We start from the raw sequence: 19,583 nt of genomic DNA on the forward strand, positions 1-19,583 counted from the left end.
AAGCCGAAAAAGATCGAGAAGATCGGCCTGATGGTTCAGGACATGTCAAACCCGTTCTTTTCAGCCATGGACAAGGGAGCCAAAGAGGCCGCCGCGAAGATCGGCGCCACCGCCAACACCCAAGACGCCCAGCTTGACCTGGCGAATCAGAACACCCAGATCGACACGTTCATCCAGCAGGGCGTGAACCTGATTGTCATCAGCGCCGTGGATGAAAACGGCATCCAGCCCGCGATCGAGCGGGCAAAGCAGGCAGGCATCATTGTGATCGCCGTGGACACCCCGGCCAAGAGCGCCGACGCCGTGGTCATGACCAATGCAGTCCAGGCCGGTGAAAAGTCCTGCCAGTACCTGTTCGAGCAGATGGGAGGAAAGGGCAGTGTTCTTCTGGTGGACGGAACTCCGCTCCAGACGATCCGTGACCGCATTACCGGCTGCAAGAACGTCGTGAAGAAGTTCCCCAACATCAAGGTTGTCGGGCAGCAGGCCTCCAAGAACGACCGGGCTTCCGGCCTCGCCGTGACTACGGATATGCTCACGGCTACCCCTGACGTTCAGGGAATCTTCGGCATGAACGACCCGTCCGCCCTCGGTGCGGTTCTGGCGGTCCAGCAGGCCCACAAGGCCGGGACCGTGAAGGTCACCGGTGTCGACGGAAGCCCCGAGTCGGTGGCGGAACTGAAGCAGTCCGGGTCGCCCTTTATCGGAACGGCGACGCAGAATCCGGCCGAGATGGTCCGCAAGGCCGTCGAAATCGCGCAGAACATCGTCGACAACAAGCCCCCGGCGGAGAAGACGGTCCTGATCCCCAGCGAGCTTGTGACCCGCGAGAACGTCAGCCAGTACAAGGGCTGGTAAGGCTCCTGCTGCCCTGTGGGGCCGCTCGGCTCCGCAGCGCGGCCCCACACAACCGGACTGAGAATAGGCCGCCATGACTACAACAACCTCCCGCCAGCCGCTGCTGCAACTGGAAGGCATCACCAAGCGCTTCGGCGCCACACTCGCCCTCAATAACGTCCACTTCGACCTGCGTGCCGGTGAAGTCCATGCTTTGATGGGCGAGAACGGAGCCGGAAAATCCACTCTGATGAAAATCCTGGCGGGAAACGTTACCCGCGATTCCGGACGGATCCTGATGGACGGCAACGAAATCGACATCCGTTCCCCGCATGAGGCCGTTTCCCACGGCATAGCCATCATCCATCAGGAGCTGAACACGGTGCCGGCCATGACAGTGGCAGAGAACCTGGCCCTCGGACGCGAGCCTTCGACCAGGTTCGGGGCCTTGGACCGCCGCGCCATGATCGCCCAGGCCCGTGAGAAACTCGCCCGGGTCGGGGCACGGATCGATCCGCGCACCGAGCTCGGCCAGCTCAGTGTCGGCATGCAACAGATGGTTGAGATTGCGCGGGCCGTCAGCGAGAACGCCAGGATCCTGGTCCTGGATGAACCAACAGCGGCCCTCTCACGCAGCGAAACCCTCCACCTTTTCCAGATCATCAACGAACTGCGCGGCGCAGGCGTCGGGCTCGTATACATCTCCCACCGGATGGAAGAGGTCTGGGAGCTTGCGGACCGCGTTACCGTCTTCCGTGACGGAACATACGTAGGGACCCGGGGAAAGACCGAGATCAGCCCTCCCGACGTCGTACGGATGATGGTGGGCCGGAACCTTGAGGACTTGTACCACCACGACCGGCACAGCCCGGGAGAGGTCCTGCTGGACGTGAAAGACCTCACCGACGGAGCCGGCATCGGCCCGGTCAGCTTCCAGGTCCGCGCAGGCGAAGTCGTCGCCCTGTCCGGGCTCATCGGGGCCGGCCGCACCGAGACGGCCCGCATGATCTTTGGCGCCGACCGGCCCCGAGGCGGCACCGTCACCGTCCGAGGCAAGGCCGCAATCGCCTCCAGCCCGGCCCAGGCGATCGCACACGGAATCGCCATGGTCCCGGAGGACCGCAAAGACCAGGCCTTGTTCGTCTCCCACACTGTCGAGGACAACATCGCCGTCAGTTCCCTGGGCGGGCACGTAAACGCCGGCGTGCTCCAGCGGACCAGAATCCGGAATGCCGTGAAAAAGCAAATGGAACGCCTGCACCTGCGGCAGAACGCCCTGCGCCTGCCGGTCAGCGCGCTTTCGGGCGGCAACCAGCAAAAGGCGGTCCTGGCCCGGTGGCTGATGCGCGAATCCGACGTGCTGATCCTGGATGAACCCACGCGGGGCGTGGACATCGGTGCGAAAAGCGAAATCTATGAAGTCATCAACGACCTCGCCAAGGCCGGCAAGGCCATCCTGGTCATCTCCTCGGACCTGCCCGAAGCGATCGGCATCAGCGACCGGCTCCTCGTGATGCGCTCCGGCCAGATCGTCCAGGAACTTAACTCACGCACCGCCAGCGAAGAGGACGTCATGTCCCACGCCACCGGAACAGCAGCACAAACAAACGGAGAATTCCATGACTAACCAGGCTCTGAACAACCCACAGGGCGCCGACGTCCGGCCAGAGGACACACCTGCCACCGCCCGCAGCTTCGACTTTGCCTACTGGTGGGACCGCGTCGGCATCCTCGTGGTCCTGATCGCCCTCGTTGCGCTAATGGTCGTCATCGCCCCCAATTTCGCGAGCGTCAACAACCTCCTCAACATTGCCCGGTCGATCTCGATCAACGCGATCCTGGCCGCCGGCATGACATTCGTCATCCTCGCTGCCGGAATCGACCTTTCGGTCGGTTCCATTCTGGCCGTCTCCGGTGTCGCATCGGTCATGACAGGCATCGCGGGACTCCCCGCGCCCGTCGCGATCCTGGTGGGAGTTGCTACCGGCGCTGTCGCGGGTTGGATCAACGGCATGCTCAGCGCCTACCTGGCACTGGCCGCCTTCATCGTCACCCTTGGCACCATGACCTTCCTGCGCGGCCTGGCCTACACCATGACCGACGGGCAACCCATCGTCTCCAACACGCTCAGTTTCCGAGACATCGGCAACGGCTACTTGGCGGGCATCCCAGTGCCCGTGGTGATCATGATCATCGTCTACGTAGCGGCGTGGTTCATCCTTGAGCGCACCCGCTACGGCCGCCACGTCTACGCAGTGGGAGGCAACGCCGAAGCCGCACGGCTGGCCGGCATCAACGTCAAGCGCGTCATCACTTCCGTTTACATCATCGCCGGCATCTGCGCCGGGCTCGCCGGTGTCATCTTCTCCGCCCGAGTCGTCTCCGCCCAGCCAACAGCCGGCGGAGGCTACGAACTCGACGCGATCGCCGCAGTTGTCCTGGGCGGCACGAGCCTTGTCGGCGGACGCGGACGGATCTACGGAACCCTGATCGGCTCCATCATTCTCGGTGTCCTCAGCACCGGACTGATCCTGATGAACGTCCAGTTCTTCACCCAACTGCTGATCAAGGGACTCGTCATCATCCTCGCAGTGGCCATCGACAGCCTGAAACAACGCACACTCCGCCTGCCATGGTCGAGGGCCATCGCCGCCCAGACACCGGCATAACAGCCGTCCGACAGAACCGGCAGCGCATGCTGCCTGCCGCGCAGCGCAACCCGGCCACTTCCCGGAAGTGGCCGGATTGCAGCCCCACGCCCATTCACTTGAGAGGACAAACCCGTGGCATTGCCCACCATCACCATCACGGACAGCCTTCCCGGCCGCCGGATCAACGAACCCGTCACCTTCACCGTCGAGGGAGAATTCACGGAAAACCTCTGGACCGCAACCACCAGCGCCGGAGAGACGCTTATCTGCCAGCGCCTGAACGCCCAACCCGAACCAGGCAAAACCACGTTCATCACCGTCGTAACCTTCGAGGGAAACCTGGAGCTCACCCTCGCCGCACCGGTCACCCGGCGCGTTGACGGGATCAGCGAACGCGAACCCATCGAAACTGACGCCTTCGTCCGCCTGGACACCGGGTACTTCGACCTCGAAATGTGCGTGGGCACCGCCCAGGGCACCGGCTCCTCAAAATGGGGACTGCGTCACTTCGCAACACTGAAAGAAGGCATCGACCTGCTCCCCTCGGGCAACAACGCCATCGGCGGCTTCTACGGTCCCTTCTTCACCCCCGAAAACGGCCTTATCAACCCGCCCGAACACACCACCGTCGAGATCGAAACCCTGGAACACGGCCCTGTGCTGCACCACTACCGGATGCACGGGACCATCCCCGACGGCCTGCTCGAGGAGCTCAAAGGCAAGACGTTTTCCATCGACTGGAAATTCACCCACGGAACCCCCTATTTCACCCGCAGCTACCGGGTAGATGACTTCCAGACAGTCATCAACGGCCGTTCAATCACCAACAAGATCACCGTCGGCGATGAATTTGAGGCCGGCCCGGGCGACGTGGTCTTCGACCGCTTCGAAGCCTATGGCGGCACACGGTACCGCGACGGGGACCCCTACGCCGCTGAACTGGCACACATGGTCGATGAAACCATCGCGAACTCAACGTCCAGCACCGCGAAGTTCCAGGAATTCCGCCGCCAACTCACCGGAGACATCGAAGCCGCACACTGGGATCTGTACTGGCGCCTGTTCTGCAGCTGGGAAGGCGCCCTGGACGAAGAGGAAATCCGTGCACGCCTCGCCCGGGTCAGGGCCACCTCGCACGTGCTCGCTGACCTGCCCGAGCGGCACTGGACGATAACCGATACCCCCGTCGACGTCTCGGCAATGACGCACGAAACCATCTTCCCCGGGGCGGCCTCCAAAACCGCGGAATTCCATTCAGAACTCGACAGAACCATGGTCTGGTGGACCTCCGAACCCTCCGGCGCCTTCCAGATCGTCCAGCGCCGCCAATCCGGCTGGGTCAACTGGGGAACCAATGGTGAAAACGAATGCCCCGAACTTCCCGTCGGCGTCGACATCAAAACCGCGTACGGCATGTTCAGCGACGGCTGGCAGCACGTAGCCGACCAACTCGAGACTGCACCCACAGTCACCAGCCCTAAAGGCACGCTATAGGCCTTCAGCGGATCGTCATGGCAAGGCCCGTGCGGCCATGGGTTCGGGGCTCAACAAGTGATGCATTCAGCGCCCCGACAGCATACGAATTACGGTCCGCCAGACGGGCTGAACTGTCGCAGCGACACATGAAAATCGTCGAGGACGGCTAAGCACGCCTCCGAATGCGGCGGGAGCTGGTAGGCCGAGAAATACAGGAGAGCGATGTTGGGGGGCGGCGATGACTGCTCCAAGGACCCCGAGGACTCGCCCTCCTGGCACTCTGCCATAAAAAGAACTCGACGAAGGGTCGAACCCGCTCAATCCCCAACAGACCGTCCTGACTGGGGACAGACCACTTTTGGCTTCCGATACGTCCGGCGTGACGGCGGGCATCTGCCCGGCCTGCAAGCGGGTCATTGCAGGTTGCCGGGTCACGTTTGTCGGCTTCAGCACTGCCCAGGAGAGTGCCCGCAAACCGAGGTCCAAGCCTCTTTTGTAACAGTTATATAACGGGGTTGCGTCAAAACGTTTGATGCCAAGACAGTTGCATCAAACGTTTGCAGTCCACGTCAAACGATTGAGAGCTGGAGGGAGTGGGGAACCGATGTCGCTGGTGACACTGAAAGACATAGCTAACGAAGTCGGCGTATCGATCTCTGCTGTCTCACTTGTTCTCAATGATCGCGGGAGCGGTCGGGTCAACCCCGAGGCTGCCGCAAGGATCAAGGCGGTAGCCGATGAACTGGGTTACGTGCCGAATCTTCTGGCTCGCGGCCTGAAGACGAAACATTCCCTGACAATCGGCCTCCTGGCAGATGGAGTGGCCTCCACCCCATTTGCCGGACCGATGGTGGCGGGTGCACAGACCGCCGCCGCTGAGTCCGGTTACCTTCTCATGCTCATTGACACGGTGGGCATGTCAGGCCTTGAGACTCCTGCTGTCAAGGCGCTTCTGCAACGGAATATCGAGGGTTTGATCATCGCGCCGGACTACAACTCCCGGGTCAAGCTACCTCGGGTTCCACGATCCCTGCCGATTGTGGTCCTGGATGGTCAACCGGATGAAGACGCCGGTCCTGCCGACTGGGTGGCACCAGATGAGGCGGGCGGTGCCGCCACGGCCACGCAGCATCTCATTGAGGCAGGCCACCGTCGAATTGCGATGTGCAACCTTGCAGATGACAGGTACATCGCCAGAGATCTGCGCCGCCAGGGCTACGAGGACGCACTCCGCCATGCAGGCTACACACCGGATCCGTCTCTGCATGTGTTTTCCCCGGAACTCACCGCTGCGGCAGCAAGGGCAACAAGCCTGGAGCTACTTCAACGGTCGGAGCGGCCCACGGCAGTATTTTGCTTCTCCGACAAGCTGGCCTTCGGCGTCTATCAGGCAGCAGCGCAACTGGGTCTCCGTGTTCCCGAGGACTTGTCAGTCGTCGGTTTCGACAATCATGCGTTCGTCGCTGAAAGCCTCCTGCCGGGCCTGACGACAGTTCAATTGCCTCATCACTACATGGGCGATTGGGCAGCAAGACAATTGATCGCGCGGAGTCGGGCAGTAGCCGCGACAGGAACTGTCTCGCACCTAGCCATGTGCCCGCTTGTCGAACGGGGCTCCGTCGCCCCGCCGTCCTTCTAACCCAACCCCTACAAACTCAGCACCACTCTGGCAACGGCTACCTTCGCCGTGCCAAAAAACAGCCGAAACTATCACAATAACTCAGAGAGGAGTCGCATTTTGCGACCCATTTCACGCCGTCAGGTCCTTGCCGGGATTGGCGCACTCAGCATCAGCGCTCTTGCCCTTACCGGCTGCAGCCCCACCAGCGCACAGGGTGGGGCATCAGGTGGTAGCACCGGCACATTCAAGATCCTTCAGTATGAAGACCCGACGACGCCACAAGGTCAGGGCTGGAAGAAGGCCGTGGAGATCTTCAAGGCGAAGCACCCCGACGTCACCGTTGACGTACAACAAACCAGTTTCGATGCCTTCCGCCAAAATGCCAAAATCCTTCTCACGGGTAACGATGTTCCGGACGTGGTCGAGTTCAACAAGGGCAACGCTGACGGAGGCCAGCTCGCTTCACAAGGTCTGCTGGAGCCGCTCAATGATGCGGTAAGCAAGTTCGGGTGGGACAAGAAGGTCAGCGGTTCAATGGCAGCCTTCGCCAAGTACAACGAAGAAGGCATGGCCGGCGACGGTGACTGGTACGGAATCCCGAATGTGGGTGAGTACGTGTACTTCTACTACAACAAGGCCAAGTTCAAGAAGGCCGGTATCTCGGAACTGCCCACCGACATGGCGTCCTTCGAAGCCGCTCTCGACAAGCTGAAGGCTGCAGGCGAAGTCCCGATTTCCAGTTCTGCGAGCACCAGCCAGGGCTTTAACCAGATGTGGGTCTGGTACTCCCTGGTCTCGGCCGAAGCCAGCCGCAAGGAAATCGACGACTTCATGTTCGTCCGCGACAAGGTCGACTTCCATACAGGCGCCTGGAAGACCGGAACCGAGCGTTTCCAGCAGTGGATTGACAAGGGCTACGTCGGCGACAAGCTGGGCGGATTGTCCTTCGAACAGGCCACGGTGAACTTCCTCTCGGAAAAAGCGGCCATGCTGCCATGGAACAACGGAATGTTTGCCCGCATCCGCAAGGACGCAAAGTTCGACTGGGGATTCTTCATCATGCCGGGCGCCAAGCTGTCCATGGGCTCGTCGGGCCACCTCTGGGGTGTGCCGGCGAAGGCGAAGAACAAGGATCTGGCCTATGACTGGATCGAGACCACGCTCAGCCCCGAAGTGCAGAACCTGATCGGACAAAAAGGCGGCCTTCCGCTGGCCGGCGATATCAATACCATCTCGGACCCGTTGACAAAAGAACTGACTGAGAAGTTCAACGATGTGGTCAAGGCGGACACCTTGTCCTTCTATCCCGACTACCCGGTCCCCGGCTTCCTGGACTTCATCCAGAACCACATGCAGGCGATGTCGAACAAGAACGAAACCGCAGGCGGATACCTGGACGCCCTGCAGGACTTCTACGACAAGGGCACCAAAAAATAGTGCCCCGGGGATGGGGCGGAGCTCTTCGCCCCATCCCCGCCAATGAACTGCCCTTCAAAAACGAATGGAACCCGCCGTGAGCAATGTACTGGCGCCGAAGCTGCGCCGACCAAGCGGCTACTGGCTATATCTTCTGCCGATCTTCGTCGGCTTCCTGGCCGTGGTCGGTATCCCGTTCGGGATGAACATTTACTACTCCCTCTTCCGGTGGAAGGGTGGCGCCGCACCCATGCGGTGGAACGGCCTGAACAACTACATCCAGTTGTTCCAAGACGTCGAATTCTGGACGTCACTGCGCAATTCCATCTTCATGGTCATAGCAATCGTGGTTATCCCCACCGTTATCGGCCTCCTCCTGGCGGCCCTGCTGACTGAAACCATCGGCCGGCGCTTCGGACCCCGGATTGCCAGCTTCCTCCGTGCCACCTACTACCTCCCGCAGATCCTCCCTGTCGCCGTCGCTGGCTTCATGTGGAGCTGGATTCTCGACCCTTCCAACGGCGCCATCAACACCTTCCTGCAGTCGCTCGGCCTGGACGGCCCGGACTGGCTGGGAAACCCTGACCTTGCCATCTACGCCGTCATGTTGATGCTTATTTGGCTGCAGATCGGATACCCTCTGGTAATTTTTATGGCCGCTCTGTCCCGTGTGGACCCTGAGCTCTATGAAGCTGCCGCTCTTGACGGCGCCAGCAAATGGCGGCAGTTCCTGGCCATCTCCCTGCCGACGATACGGCCCGAGATCTTTATCGTGGTTCTCACCGCGACGGTGGCGGCGCTAAAAGTCTTCGCCCCCATCCTGATCCTGACGGGTGGCGGACCGGAGGGCTCGACCGTGGTCCCTTCCTACTACGCATACCGCAACTTCTTCGAACTCTCCCAAGTGGGCTACGGCTCGACGATTTCCACAGTCATGGCCCTGGTAATTTTCGCGATCGCAGCCCTCATGCTGTGGTGGCAGCGCAGGCAGGAAGCAAAATGAGCACCACGACCACCACCCAGACCGTAGACAGCAATAAGACAGTGATTCCCCGCGCCGGTGGGCCCCGCCAACGGACCGCAGGGGAATGGTGGCTGCTCGCCGTGGCCGTGGTTGCCGGCCTCGCGATCTTTGCCCCGTTTGGACTGATCATCCTTAACGCCTTCAAATCCACACAGGACTACTCCAGCAACGGCCCCCTGGCCTTTCCCACTACCTTCTCACTGCAGGCATTCGTCGACTATCTGGGGCGGGTGAATTTCGGCCAGGCGCTGTGGAACTCAATCGCAGTGTCGGTCTTGGTGGCGGCCATCGCCGTCGTGCTGTCACTCATTAGCGCCTATCCACTGGGCATCGGCCGGGTGAAAGCCAATGGCATTGTGCTCGCCGTGCTGCTGATCGCCACTATGCTCCCGCATGAAGCGCTGATCTACCCACTGTTCTACGGGGCACAGGCGACAGGGACGTTCAACACCATTTGGAGCGTTGTCATTGTTTTTTCCGTGCTCCAGGCCGCCTACGGCACATACCTTATTTCCAGTGTGATGGGTGCTATTCCGAAGGAACTGATGGAGGCCGCCCAACTTGACGGTGCGAGCCGCTGGCAGATCCTGTGGCGGATTTTGGTTCCGATCCTGCGCCCGAGTCTGTCCGTGCTGGTGGTCTTCTTCTTTATCTGGACCTGGAACGAGTTCTATATCCCGGTGGTTCTTCTGTCCGATCAGTCCTCACAGACCGTCCCGATCGCCCTGTCCACGCTCCGAGGGCAGCACAACATCGACATCACCGTTCTTAATGCAGGCTCCCTGCTGTCCCTGCTACCCACCCTTGTTTTCTTTCTGCTCTTCCAGCGCACCCTGGTGCGAGGAGTCGCAGCGGGCGCCGTCAAGTAGAGCGCCCTTTACATCACCCCGAAAGGAACAGATTCCGTGTCTATCTCATGGGCCATCCGGCCCGCCGGCGTCAGCAGCCGGTCAGTTAACGCCGAAAATTTCAGCGGTGAACCCGGACAGGGGGCGCAAGCGTCCTCCCACCTGGGACCGGGCAGAAAAGGTTCGGCGTGGATCGACATCCCTGCCGGTGAAACGGCCACCCTCGCAGCCATCGAAGGTTCCGGCGTCATTCGCCACATCTGGGTGACTGTGGACCATCGGACGGATGCCGGCCCCTTCGTGCTCCGCGACCTCGTCCTGCGTATGTACTGGGACGGTTCCGACGTGCCCAGCGTCGAAGTCCCGCTGGGTGACTTCTTCCTTAACGGCTTCGCCCAGCGCTGTCTGGTCACTTCCGAACCTGTCGTGGTGGCGCCCACAGGCGGCATGAACTCATTTATCGCGATGCCCTTCCGCGAAGGTGCCCGTATCACCGTGGAAAACCAGCACGGAGGCGCAGTCACCCACTTCTTCTACCAGGTCGACTACACCGTGGGGGACGACGTCACCGACGCCGGCTACTTTCACGCACAATGGCGGCGATCCAACGGAAATCTTCCCCTGGGTGAAGACCACATCATCCTCGACGGCGTTGAGGGTAGCGGGACATATCTGGGAACCTACATCGGCCTGGCCTCACTGCAACGCTACTGGTGGGGTGAGGGCGAAGTGAAGTTCTTCGTCGATTCGGACACCACGCACCCTACGCTCTGCAGCACAGGTCTGGAGGACTATGCCGGAGGCGCCTGGGCGTTCCAAAACCAGCTCCGCCTGGACCCCGAACCCGAGGTCCTGACCTTTAGCGCGCCATACTTTGGCTACCCGTTCCACGAGACCAAGGACACGAGCAAGGGCGCCCCATTCCACTGGGCCATGCCCCCCATGCATGCCGTGTACCGGTGGCACATCCCGGACCCGATCTATTTCCAGGAACGCCTCAAGGTGGCAGTCCAGCAGATCGGCACCCGTGACTTCGACGGCGGCCTGTTCGAACGCAGTGACGATATCTTCTCGGTCGCATACTGGTACCAGGAATCGATCAACCAGAACCTTCCCGAGCTGCAGTCCCCACAGCTGCGATGGCCGCGATAGCTGACCGCTGAGCCGGGTGCCCGGCATGATCAGTCCAGTCAAGACGGATACCGGTACCCCGCTTCAGCAGGGTGCCGGCCCGGCTTGATCCGAGCTTGCCTCTTTCCCCAGGGCTTGCACCGGAATGTTCCCACGTTACGTTGCCCGGCCAAGCCCTTTAGGGAGCCGCACGAATCCGGCCAAGACTTCCACATGCATCATCCGGCCCAAAATCATTCACCGACAATAGGACCCTAATGCCCACACACAGCAGTCCTGTCCCTCATCCCAGGCAGGATTCTGTCTGCGAGGATCGGCCCTCCCTTGAGCAGAAAGCAGCCAGGCCGCGTGAGTGGCAAGAGCACGAGCCCTCCACGATCGCTTTGGACCGAACAACATATCCTTCCGATGTCTTTGACACCGAAAGTGGCGGCAAACTTCTTACAGTCATCGGTGAATCACTCATTGACCGGATCCAATCCTCAGGCGAGCTCCCCCACATCACCGAGCACGTAGGGGGAAGTCCGTTGAATGTGGCCGTGGGGTGTAGGCGCCTGGGCCTACCGACGCGGATCGTTACGCATGCCGGCGAGGACATCCAGGGGCAACTCATAACCGATCATCTCGCCGACAACGGGGTGCAAGTGTTGAGTGGGGGTACGTCACCCACTTCGGTAGCCACCGCATCCCTCGGGCCCGACGGCAGCGCGAACTACGATTTCTGTCTGGACTGGGATATCAAGAACGTCTCACTCGCGGCGTTGGAGAGCGTCGAGGCCTCATTCCACGTCCACACCGGATCAATCGCCACAATGCTCATGCCCGGAGCGCGGACCGTTTACGAACTCGTCCAAGGCGCCCATGAGCATGCAACTGTCAGCTATGACCCCAACTGCAGGCCCACAGTCATTCCAGATGTCGATTACGCCCGCACACAGGCTGAGCTTTTTGTCCGGCAAAGTGACGTGGTAAAGGCCAGCGACGAAGACCTAAGGTGGCTTTACCCTGAACTGTCCCTGCACGAGGCAATGGCGGCGTGGCTTGGGCTCGGCCCCGCCCTTATCGTCGTCACCCAAGGGCCCCTCGGCCCGATGGCCCTCAGCAGAAGCGCACGGGTAGCGCTCCCGGCCCACCCCGTCGCTGTGGCGGATACCATCGGTGCTGGAGACTCGTTCATGGCTGCCCTGATCTCTGCACTGGACCAACTGGATCTACTCGGCCCGCGCGGCCGGGAGGGGCTCCAAAAAATCACTGAGGAAAACCTCCTGACCATCCTCAGCTATGCGACCACTGCATCGGCCATTACGTGCTCACGAGCCGGTGCGAATCCACCGTCCCTCGAGGAGATCGGGCTGCTGCCGGTCTCAGTACACGAGACCCAATAAGGGCGGGAGATTCCTGCCCCGTCCTGACCACAAGATTCCTACAGCACCAGGAGCCTGCCATAACTACGTTTCAGCAGGGGCAGGTAGCTGTGGATCAGTCTTTGGCGCGGTCCCGGTGATGGGAATCCGCGGATATTGCTTGGGCCTCGGATGGCGGTTGATGTGGATTAACCTGCAAGCCGACGAACCCCGCCCCCGGCCGGGCGCCCAAAAGCCGGGGACCCACCCTCCGCTTCAGGAGTTGGCACCTGATGAATCTCGGGAGGACCCCCTCCTGACTCGGCTCGCCCCAGGCGCACACGGTCGAACTGCTCCTGGATGTCTGACAATACTCGCTCCGAACGGAAGGACTTCTACATGGGCCAGTACAAAACCAAGGTGATGGTCTTGGACCGCAAGGATCTCGAAGCCCAGCTCGACTCGGCCGTCGATGACGCCATTATGGCTTCCTGCGAGCACCCCGACCACGGCATACTCGTTACCCGGCACACCAACCAAACCTTCACTGTCGCCCTGTCTCCGAACGTTCCCGGCGGAACCATCCGAGAACACGATGCCCGGCTCTGGGCGGCCTGAAATTGCCATGGACGGTGGCGGAGTGGTGAGGCCGACGATGCGTGATGTCGCCCTTTTGGCGGGGGTAGGGATCAAAACCGTTTCCCGGGTAATCAATGACGAGCCTCACGTTTCGGAAGCCAGTCGTCAAAAAGTGCTCAGGGCTGCCCACCAGTTGAATTACCAACTGGACATGGCAGCCCGGAGCTTACGCCGCGCCGGCCAGCACACACAGTCCATAGGGCTGCTCCTTCCCAGTGTCGCCAACCCGTTCCACGGGCAAATCCACCGCGCCTTCGGCGATGTTCTCGCGGCCCATGGGATAGCAGTAATGGCTGCAAGCATGGACGACGATGCTGGCCGTGAGCAGGCGATCGTCACATCGCTCCTCCGGAGGCGAGTCGATGGGCTCGTTCTAACTCCTATCGCCGCAAGTCAGGGATACCTTGCGCCGTATTCCAGAGCCCTTCCGACGATCTTTATTGACAGGGAACCGCACGGTATCGATGCCGATGCCGTGGTCAGCGATAACGCTGTGGGAGCGGCATCGGCATCGGCCCACCTTATTTCCCAGGGCCACACCAATCTCGCCTATTTCGGCGGGCGTGCCGACATCCAAACCGCCTGGGTGCGTCGACGCGGGTTTAGCGAGGAACTGGGCCGCGCAGGTATTTCTGTAGCCAGCATTCCATTCCTGGACGGACTTCAAGGAGAGGATTCTGCGTACCTGGCCGCGAGAACTCTGCTGACCGGCCCTGCGCCGCCCACTGCGATCTTCTCCGCACAAATCCTTGTCACATGGGGCGTTATGCGCGCTCTGAAGGATCTGAGACTTAACAGGACTGTGGCATTGGTCGGGTTCGGCGACTTCACTCTCTCGAACCTGACGAACCCCGGTACCACGGTCGTCGCGCAACATCCGGAGCGCCTCGGTCGTCTTGCGGCGGAACGCATTTTGGCCCGCATAAACGGAGACCGTCAGGAACCCCGGACCTACATTGTTCCCACTGAGCTGATCCACAGGGGTTCAGGAGAGCTTCCGCCGCCCTGACGGATAAACGGCCACGGTGAGGTTTGGCCACCGGCGGTAGGCAACGGACCATGCCGTTGGCAGCCCAACTTCTGGTCGAGGAAGTAGGCCCTGAAATACTCGCGGGTCTAGCCGTCAGGATTCAAAATGGGGGACAGGCTTTCGGCGCGCCACGGGGCGAGTTCGCCGGAACCACGCTCGAAAGGCGCGTATGGTCGACCTCGGGCCTCCGTTCCAGCGGCGGGTACGACTAGGAGTGCACCCGGTGACACATATGCTCCATGCCCCTAGTTTGGTTAGCGCCGGAACGCAGATCGTTCGCGCAGTCGCATTGTCGGGTTTGCAGTACACCCCAACCTGACGTCAGGCAGATGGCCGAAGGTCTGTCAGAATAAGGTCCAATTCGGATTTTCTGACAACGGCGCAAGAAACTCTCAGATCCCAACCTGACAGAAGTGTCTCGCAAGGCTCGGCGAGAACACCGAGACCGAGTGCGGTTGGTAGACATAGTTACGAGACGCTTCCCCGGCGCCTGTGATAGGGCCGCCCCAGTCTCACGCCGAGGTCTCCCAACTCTCAGCTTACGAGACGATTCCGGGGCTGGCTGAGCTTTCCCGCCGATGCCGGTAGCGTCGGGAAATGCCGGGGCGACAAGTGAGGCTGTTGAGGCTGCTGCGGCGTCCGTAGATCTAGCGCCGGGTAATCCTATCCTTCGCACTCGATGCAGTATGAGTGGCGGTTCTTTTCGCGTGCGAGCTGCGACCGGTGCCGGACCAGGAAGCAGAAGTAGCAGGTGAACTCGTCCGCGGCCTGGGAATGACGCCGTCATCCAGTTCGTCAGACTCGTCCAGCTCACGGACGACGCTGCGGGCATCCGGAGCGTTCGCGGACTGCAGCGCATCCAGGGACCGCTCCTGCGATTCCTTTACGTCGGAACGTACTTCGTCGTAATCGGTTGCGACCGGGTCATTCTCTTTTCTGGCGTTTTTGGCCGCTGCGGCAGGTCATGGTGGTCATCGTCGCCAAGTCGCCACCAACGTGGCGGCCATTCTGCTCGCCGGACGAGGCAAGCGCCGCTCCTTGCCGGCCGCCAGGGGTAGCCTTGGGGCAGGAGGGCAACATGGCGGTCAGGAGCTCGGGCCTTCTGCTGTACCGGCGGGACGGCAGAACTGGATTGGAAGTGTGGATCGCCCATATGGGCGGACCCTTCTGGGCGCGCAAGGACCAGCACGCCTGGTCGATTCCCAAGGGCGAGTACCCCGAGGACGAGGATCCGCTGGCGGCGGCGCAGCGTGAGTTCGCCGAGGAGATGGGCGTCCCGGCGCCGTCCGCGGACTACGTGCTGCTCGGCACCTTCCGGCAGCCCTCCGGCAAGCTCATCACCGCATTCACTGCAGAATCCGCCTTCAAGCCCGAGAAAATCCTGAGCAACACATTTCCGCTGGAGTGGCCCAAGGGGTCCGGAACCATCCAGGAGTTCCCCGAGATCGACCGCGCCGAATGGGTCGGTGAATCCGAGGCCCGCGTCAAGCTCGTGAAAGGCCAGCTGCCGATTCTCGACGCGCTGCTCGGGCACCTTGGGGCACGGCGCCCGTGAACCCGACCCGTCCGAGGCCGAGCACGCCCGGCGCCTCACCGGCTCTTAGCTGACGTTAACCTGACCGCCCCAGAACCGTCCGGTAGATCCCGGTGTGGTCCAGGTCGCCGTCGCCTGCGTCCACCATGAGCTCGAAGGCGCCCCGGACGCTGGCGGAAAGCGGCAGCTCCAGCCCGGCGTCCTTGGCGATCTCGGCGATGAAGTTCAGGTCCTTCAGCTGGTTTTTCGCGGAGCCGCCGCCCTCGAAGTTCCCGTCGATCCAGCGCTGTCCCTTCTGCCGGAGCACCTCCGAATTCGCCAGCCCGCCAGCCAGAATGGACTGCACCTTCTCCGGGTCGAGCCCGGTTGCGGTCGCCACGGCCATTGCCTCGGCCAGCGCCGTGACGGTGGCTGACACGACGATTTGGTTGCAGGCCTTGACCGTTGACCCGGCGCCGGCCTCGCCGAACCAGACGACGGTGGAACTGTAGAGCCCGAACAGCGGCAGAAGCCGCTGCACGGTCTCGCGCGGACCGCCCGCCATGGTGCTCAGCCGGCCTTCCTCAGCCCCGATGGTTCCGCCGCTGAGCGGCGCGTCCACCACTGTCACCCCGTGCCGGCTCCTGCAGTCCTCGGCGAACCTGGCCACGGCCACCGGGGAGACGGTTCCGTGAATGACCAGGACCGGTTCGGCGATGCCCGCCGCCTCCCACCCGGCCAGCAGTCCGTCCCTGCCGGGCAGCAGGTCCGCTACCTGTGGCAGGTCTGGCAGGACGGTCAGGACGACGCCGGCCGCAGCCTCCGCCGGCGTGCCGGCCACCTTTCCCCCGCCGATAGCCCGGGCCTTGTCCGCTGTACGGTTCCAGAGCGTGAGGGGAACGCCGGCGGCCAGGATGTTCCGGGCGATTGGGGCGCCCATCGGTCCGGTCCCCAGCAGGGCAACTGACGTCAACTCGTTGTGTATGCCTGTCACTGTTCTCACGTTCTTAGAAGGGGATCAGGCCGGCCATGGCGGGCAGGAAGGTGCTGAACCACGGGACGGCGGCCAGCACCAACAGCCCGATGAACACGGCGATGAGGTACGGCCAGAAGTGCTTCAGGCTTTTCTCCACGGTCTCCAGACCGGTTGCGCAGGCGACGTAGAAGCCGACGCCGGCCGGCGGGGCGAATGAGCCGATGCCCATGGAAATGATCAGGACCATGGCGTACTGCACCGGGTTGACACCGAATTCGGTGGCGATGGGCAGCAGCAGCGGCGCGAAGATCAGGACCGCGGGCAGACCCTCCAGCAGCTGGCCCATGATGACCAGGAGCACCACGGTGAACAGCATGAAGAGAATGGGTGAGTCGCCGATACCGGTCATGAGGTCATGGATCTGCTGGGACACACCGGCGAGGGCAAGCGTCTGGGCGAGCGGGGACGCGGCAGCGATGATGAACAGGACCATGCCCGCCGTCGTCGTCGTTTCCCGGAGGGTATCGCCCAGCAGCTTCTTGCTCCCGCGACGGTAGGCGGCGGCAAGAACAAAGGCGTAGGCGACGGCTACGGAGGACACCTCGGTGGGGGTGGCGAAGCCGCTCAGGATGCCCACCACCATGCCCACCGGAAGCAGGAGCGTGGGGATGGCGAAGAACGTGGCCGAGCCGCGGGCACGCCAGGTGGCCTTCGGGCTGGACACGCCGCCCTGCTTCTTTGCGCGGAGGAAGACGAGCCCCATGACCACGAGGGCCAGGAACGCGGCGGGAACGAACCCGGCCAGGAACAGCGTGGTGGTGGAGATAGTGGTGATCGAGCCCATGATGAGCAGGACGATGCTCGGCGGGATGGTTTCGCCCATGATGGCCGAGGCGGACAGCACCGCGACCACCTCACCGCGCGGGTACTTCCGTTCCTCGAGCATGCCGCGCATGGTGGTGCCCACGGCGGCGACGTCGGCAACCTTGGAGCCGGAGATGCCGGAGAAGATGTACATCGTCACCACGACCACCTGGAGCAGGCCGCCCCGCAGGTGCCCGATGAGCGCGTCCACCAGCTTGGCGAGCGGCAGGGTCAGGCCGGCAGAGTTCATCACGGTTCCGGCGAGGATGAAGAACGGGATGGCCAGCAGCACGAAGCCCTTGGCACCGGATGCCATGCCGATCGGGATGGCGCTGACCTCGGAAATCCCGCCCAGGTAGAGATAGATGCCCGAGGCCAGGGCGAGCACGAACGCGATGGGCAGGCCAAGGAACAACAGGGCGAACAGGGCCACGAGCACGACGCCGAGCAGCAGGTTGGGCGAGGCGTAGTAGAACAGCGGCTGGGACAGGACAACGACGGCGGCCAGGACCGCGGTGATCCCCGCGCCAACCAGGACGGCGCGGCGGGGCTGCCGCCAGAGCTTCAGGACGGCGAACCAGGCGATGAGCACCATGCCGATGGAGAAGGGCAGCGACACCCAGAACACCGGCAGCTGGAGGATCGGCGTCTTTTCCTCGAGCTGCTGGACCAGGGTGGGGACGAAGAGCGCGAAGGCGCCTGCGCTCATGACAAAGACGAGGCAATCGACGAGGGCTGCCAGATAGGGCTTCCAGCTCACCGGGAGCCGCATGATCAGGGCCTGGACGGCCATGTGGGCGCCCTTGGGGTAGGCGATCGCACCGCCGATGAACGCGATGGTGAGCAGTGCGATCTCCGAGACTTCCTGCGTCCACAGCACTGAATCACCCGTGACCACCCTGACCGTGATGTTCAGCAGGATAACCACGAGCTCGGCGAGGATCGCCGCACCCACGGTCCATTCCAGGGCCTTGTCCAGCCAGACCGCTCCGCTCCAGCGCGGCGGGACGTGCCCGTGGTGGAGGATCTCTTCCGCATCGGAGGGAAGTACCTCTTCGAGCTCCTTGGGGGCGAGTGTGTGTTCCATGTTTTTCCAGACTGTCATCGTTGAGAGCGGGATGCTGTGTGCGGGGATGGTGTTTGAGGGCCGGGCGCCGGAAGGCGCTCCGGCCCTCAAAGGGGATTACTTGGCTGCGGCGATCGCCTGGTCGAAGAATTCCTTGCCGATCAGCTTCGAGAATTCCGGGTAGAGGCTCTTGGACACGGCCTTGAACTGCTCAAGCCCGGCGGCACTGGGCTCGTTGGCCTTCATGCCCTTGGCCGTGAGCTCGTCGAGCTGCTTCTTGGACTGCTCGGCGTCGTACTGCTCTTTATAGGTGGCCGTCTCTGCCGAGGCGTCGGTCAGGGCTTTCCTCTGGTCATCGGTGAGGGAATCCCACTTCTTGGAGGACAGTGCCAGGACCCAGGCGTCGTTGATGTGGTTTGTCAGTGAGACGTACTTCTGGACCTCGGAGAACTTGTTGGTCCACGGCACCTCGATCGGGTTTTCCTGCCCGTCGATCGTTCCGGTCTGCAGGCCGGTGAAGACCTCAGAGAAGGCCATGGTGGTGGGGCTCGCGCCGAGCTTGCTGAAGTAGTCAGTCCAGAGCGGGTTGCCGGGGACACGGATTTTCAGGCCCTTGAGGTCTGAGGGCTGCTCGATGGGGCGTACCGAGTTAGTGATCTCACGGCCGGTGCGGGTGAGGAAGGACAGCGCGACGGTGTTCTTCTCCTTGAGCTTTTCCTTCAGCACGTCGCCCGGTTTGCCCGCCAGGAACGCGGCCTCTTCCTTCGTGTCCTTGAAGAGGTAGGGGATGCTGATGGCGTTCATTTCCGGTACCACGTTGGCGTACACCGAGGTGGACAGGATCAGCGCGTCCAGCGACCCGCCCTGCAGCCTGGTCACGGCGGCGTTCTGGTCGCCGCTGAAGCTCGTTCCGTTGGGAACCACGGTCACGGTGACGGAGCCGTTGGAGGTCTTCTTGACCTGGTCGGCGAAGTGCTGGGCGGAGACACCCACGGAGGAGGTCAGCGGGTCCGGGATGGACAGCTGGATCTTCGCTACCGGGGCGCCGCCGCCGGGCGCTCCGGAGGCGCAGCCGGCCAGGACGGAGGCGGCGAGGGTGCATGCCAGCACTCCGGTGAGGGCGCGGGTCTTCGATTTCATGTGATGCC

At 62.3% G+C, this 19,583-nt stretch carries 16 protein-coding genes and 1 pseudogene; 13 read left to right on the plus strand and 4 right to left on the minus strand.

The window, feature by feature from the left end:
• From ACFTSA_RS21755 to ACFTSA_RS21810, 12 genes are all read left to right on the plus strand, one after another.
• On the plus strand, window positions 1–858 hold an 858-nt coding region (locus ACFTSA_RS21755), incomplete at its 5' end, for an ABC transporter substrate-binding protein (protein ID WP_377953979.1).
• Window positions 859–931: 73 nt separating this feature from the next.
• Complete coding sequence (locus ACFTSA_RS21760) at window positions 932–2,464, plus strand: sugar ABC transporter ATP-binding protein (RefSeq protein WP_377953981.1); 1,533 nt, start codon at window positions 932–934, stop codon at window positions 2,462–2,464.
• Complete coding sequence (locus ACFTSA_RS21765) at window positions 2,457–3,506, plus strand: ribose ABC transporter permease (RefSeq protein ID WP_377953983.1); 1,050 nt, start codon at window positions 2,457–2,459, stop codon at window positions 3,504–3,506. The genes ACFTSA_RS21760 and ACFTSA_RS21765 overlap by 8 nt, the downstream gene beginning before the upstream one ends.
• Window positions 3,507–3,620: 114 nt before the next feature.
• Window positions 3,621–4,982, plus strand: coding sequence for a hypothetical protein (locus ACFTSA_RS21770; RefSeq protein ID WP_377953984.1), 1,362 nt, complete (start codon window positions 3,621–3,623; stop codon window positions 4,980–4,982).
• Between the two features lie 586 nt (window positions 4,983–5,568).
• Complete coding sequence (locus ACFTSA_RS21775) at window positions 5,569–6,603, plus strand: LacI family DNA-binding transcriptional regulator (protein WP_377953985.1); 1,035 nt, start codon at window positions 5,569–5,571, stop codon at window positions 6,601–6,603.
• Between the two features lie 48 nt (window positions 6,604–6,651).
• The gene (locus ACFTSA_RS21780; RefSeq protein WP_377953987.1) at window positions 6,652–8,022 is read left to right on the plus strand and encodes an ABC transporter substrate-binding protein; all 1,371 of its coding nucleotides are present in this window, start codon (window positions 6,652–6,654) and stop codon (window positions 8,020–8,022) included.
• A gap of 76 nt (window positions 8,023–8,098) precedes the next feature.
• Complete coding sequence (locus ACFTSA_RS21785; RefSeq protein WP_377953989.1) at window positions 8,099–9,004, plus strand: carbohydrate ABC transporter permease; 906 nt, start codon at window positions 8,099–8,101, stop codon at window positions 9,002–9,004.
• The gene (locus tag ACFTSA_RS21790; protein WP_377953991.1) at window positions 9,001–9,894 is read left to right on the plus strand and encodes a carbohydrate ABC transporter permease; all 894 of its coding nucleotides are present in this window, start codon (window positions 9,001–9,003) and stop codon (window positions 9,892–9,894) included. Before ACFTSA_RS21785 ends, ACFTSA_RS21790 begins: the two co-directional genes overlap by 4 nt.
• A gap of 36 nt (window positions 9,895–9,930) precedes the next feature.
• Window positions 9,931–11,025 carry a glycoside hydrolase family 172 protein gene (locus tag ACFTSA_RS21795; RefSeq protein WP_377953992.1) on the plus strand — a complete coding sequence of 365 codons (1,095 nt, stop codon included), beginning with the start codon at window positions 9,931–9,933 and terminating at the stop codon, window positions 11,023–11,025.
• Window positions 11,026–11,387: 362 nt separating this feature from the next.
• Window positions 11,388–12,389, plus strand: a complete 1,002-nt coding sequence (locus ACFTSA_RS21800) for a carbohydrate kinase family protein (protein ID WP_377953993.1) — start codon at window positions 11,388–11,390, stop codon at window positions 12,387–12,389.
• Window positions 12,390–12,707: 318 nt separating this feature from the next.
• Window positions 12,708–12,965, plus strand: a complete 258-nt coding sequence (locus ACFTSA_RS21805; protein WP_377953994.1) for a hypothetical protein — start codon at window positions 12,708–12,710, stop codon at window positions 12,963–12,965.
• Window positions 12,966–13,002: 37 nt separating this feature from the next.
• Window positions 13,003–13,995, plus strand: a complete 993-nt coding sequence (locus ACFTSA_RS21810; protein WP_377953995.1) for a LacI family DNA-binding transcriptional regulator — start codon at window positions 13,003–13,005, stop codon at window positions 13,993–13,995.
• Between the two features lie 684 nt (window positions 13,996–14,679).
• Here ACFTSA_RS21810 and ACFTSA_RS21815 read toward each other — a convergent pair.
• Window positions 14,680–14,879 (minus strand): annotated as a pseudogene (locus ACFTSA_RS21815) (DUF4193 family protein).
• A 215-nt stretch (window positions 14,880–15,094) separates the two neighbouring features.
• Here ACFTSA_RS21815 and ACFTSA_RS21820 point away from each other — a divergent pair.
• Window positions 15,095–15,571, plus strand: a complete 477-nt coding sequence (locus ACFTSA_RS21820) for an NUDIX domain-containing protein (protein WP_377953996.1) — start codon at window positions 15,095–15,097, stop codon at window positions 15,569–15,571.
• Between the two features lie 55 nt (window positions 15,572–15,626).
• On the opposite strand, the gene ACFTSA_RS21825 is transcribed toward ACFTSA_RS21820, so the two are convergent.
• The 3 genes from ACFTSA_RS21825 to ACFTSA_RS21835 all read right to left on the minus strand — a co-directional run bounded on the left by ACFTSA_RS21825 (window position 15,627) and on the right by ACFTSA_RS21835 (window position 19,575).
• Entirely contained in the window at window positions 15,627–16,523 is an 897-nt protein-coding gene (locus ACFTSA_RS21825; RefSeq protein ID WP_377953997.1) for an NAD(P)-dependent oxidoreductase, read from the minus strand.
• A 13-nt stretch (window positions 16,524–16,536) separates the two neighbouring features.
• Window positions 16,537–18,456 (minus strand): TRAP transporter large permease subunit, encoded by a 1,920-nt coding sequence (locus ACFTSA_RS21830; protein ID WP_377953999.1) that lies wholly within the window; start codon window positions 18,454–18,456, stop codon window positions 16,537–16,539.
• 96 nt (window positions 18,457–18,552) lie between these two features.
• Window positions 18,553–19,575 carry a DctP family TRAP transporter solute-binding subunit gene (locus ACFTSA_RS21835; RefSeq protein WP_377954000.1) on the minus strand — a complete coding sequence of 341 codons (1,023 nt, stop codon included), beginning with the start codon at window positions 19,573–19,575 and terminating at the stop codon, window positions 18,553–18,555.
• Window positions 19,576–19,583 lie beyond the last annotated feature (8 nt).

Source organism: Arthrobacter sp. NPDC057013, from assembly GCF_042674585.1.
Classification (GTDB): Bacteria; Actinomycetota; Actinomycetes; order Actinomycetales; family Micrococcaceae; genus Arthrobacter.

What these genes read in the sequence shown, in the direction of transcription:
- ACFTSA_RS21760 (WP_377953981.1), top strand. Translation starts at nt 932, where the DNA reads ATGACTACAACAACCTCCCGCCAGCCGCTGCTGCAACTGGAAGGCATC.
- ACFTSA_RS21805 (WP_377953994.1), top strand. Translation starts at nt 12,708, where the DNA reads ATGTCTGACAATACTCGCTCCGAACGGAAGGACTTCTACATGGGCCAG.
- ACFTSA_RS21820 (WP_377953996.1), top strand. Translation starts at nt 15,095, where the DNA reads ATGGCGGTCAGGAGCTCGGGCCTTCTGCTGTACCGGCGGGACGGCAGA.
- ACFTSA_RS21810 (WP_377953995.1), top strand. Translation starts at nt 13,003, where the DNA reads ATGCGTGATGTCGCCCTTTTGGCGGGGGTAGGGATCAAAACCGTTTCC.
- ACFTSA_RS21830 (WP_377953999.1), bottom strand. Translation starts at nt 18,456, where the DNA reads ATGGAACACACACTCGCCCCCAAGGAGCTCGAAGAGGTACTTCCCTCC.
- ACFTSA_RS21765 (WP_377953983.1), top strand. Translation starts at nt 2,457, where the DNA reads ATGACTAACCAGGCTCTGAACAACCCACAGGGCGCCGACGTCCGGCCA.
- ACFTSA_RS21790 (WP_377953991.1), top strand. Translation starts at nt 9,001, where the DNA reads ATGAGCACCACGACCACCACCCAGACCGTAGACAGCAATAAGACAGTG.
- ACFTSA_RS21835 (WP_377954000.1), bottom strand. Translation starts at nt 19,575, where the DNA reads ATGAAATCGAAGACCCGCGCCCTCACCGGAGTGCTGGCATGCACCCTC.
- ACFTSA_RS21775 (WP_377953985.1), top strand. Translation starts at nt 5,569, where the DNA reads ATGTCGCTGGTGACACTGAAAGACATAGCTAACGAAGTCGGCGTATCG.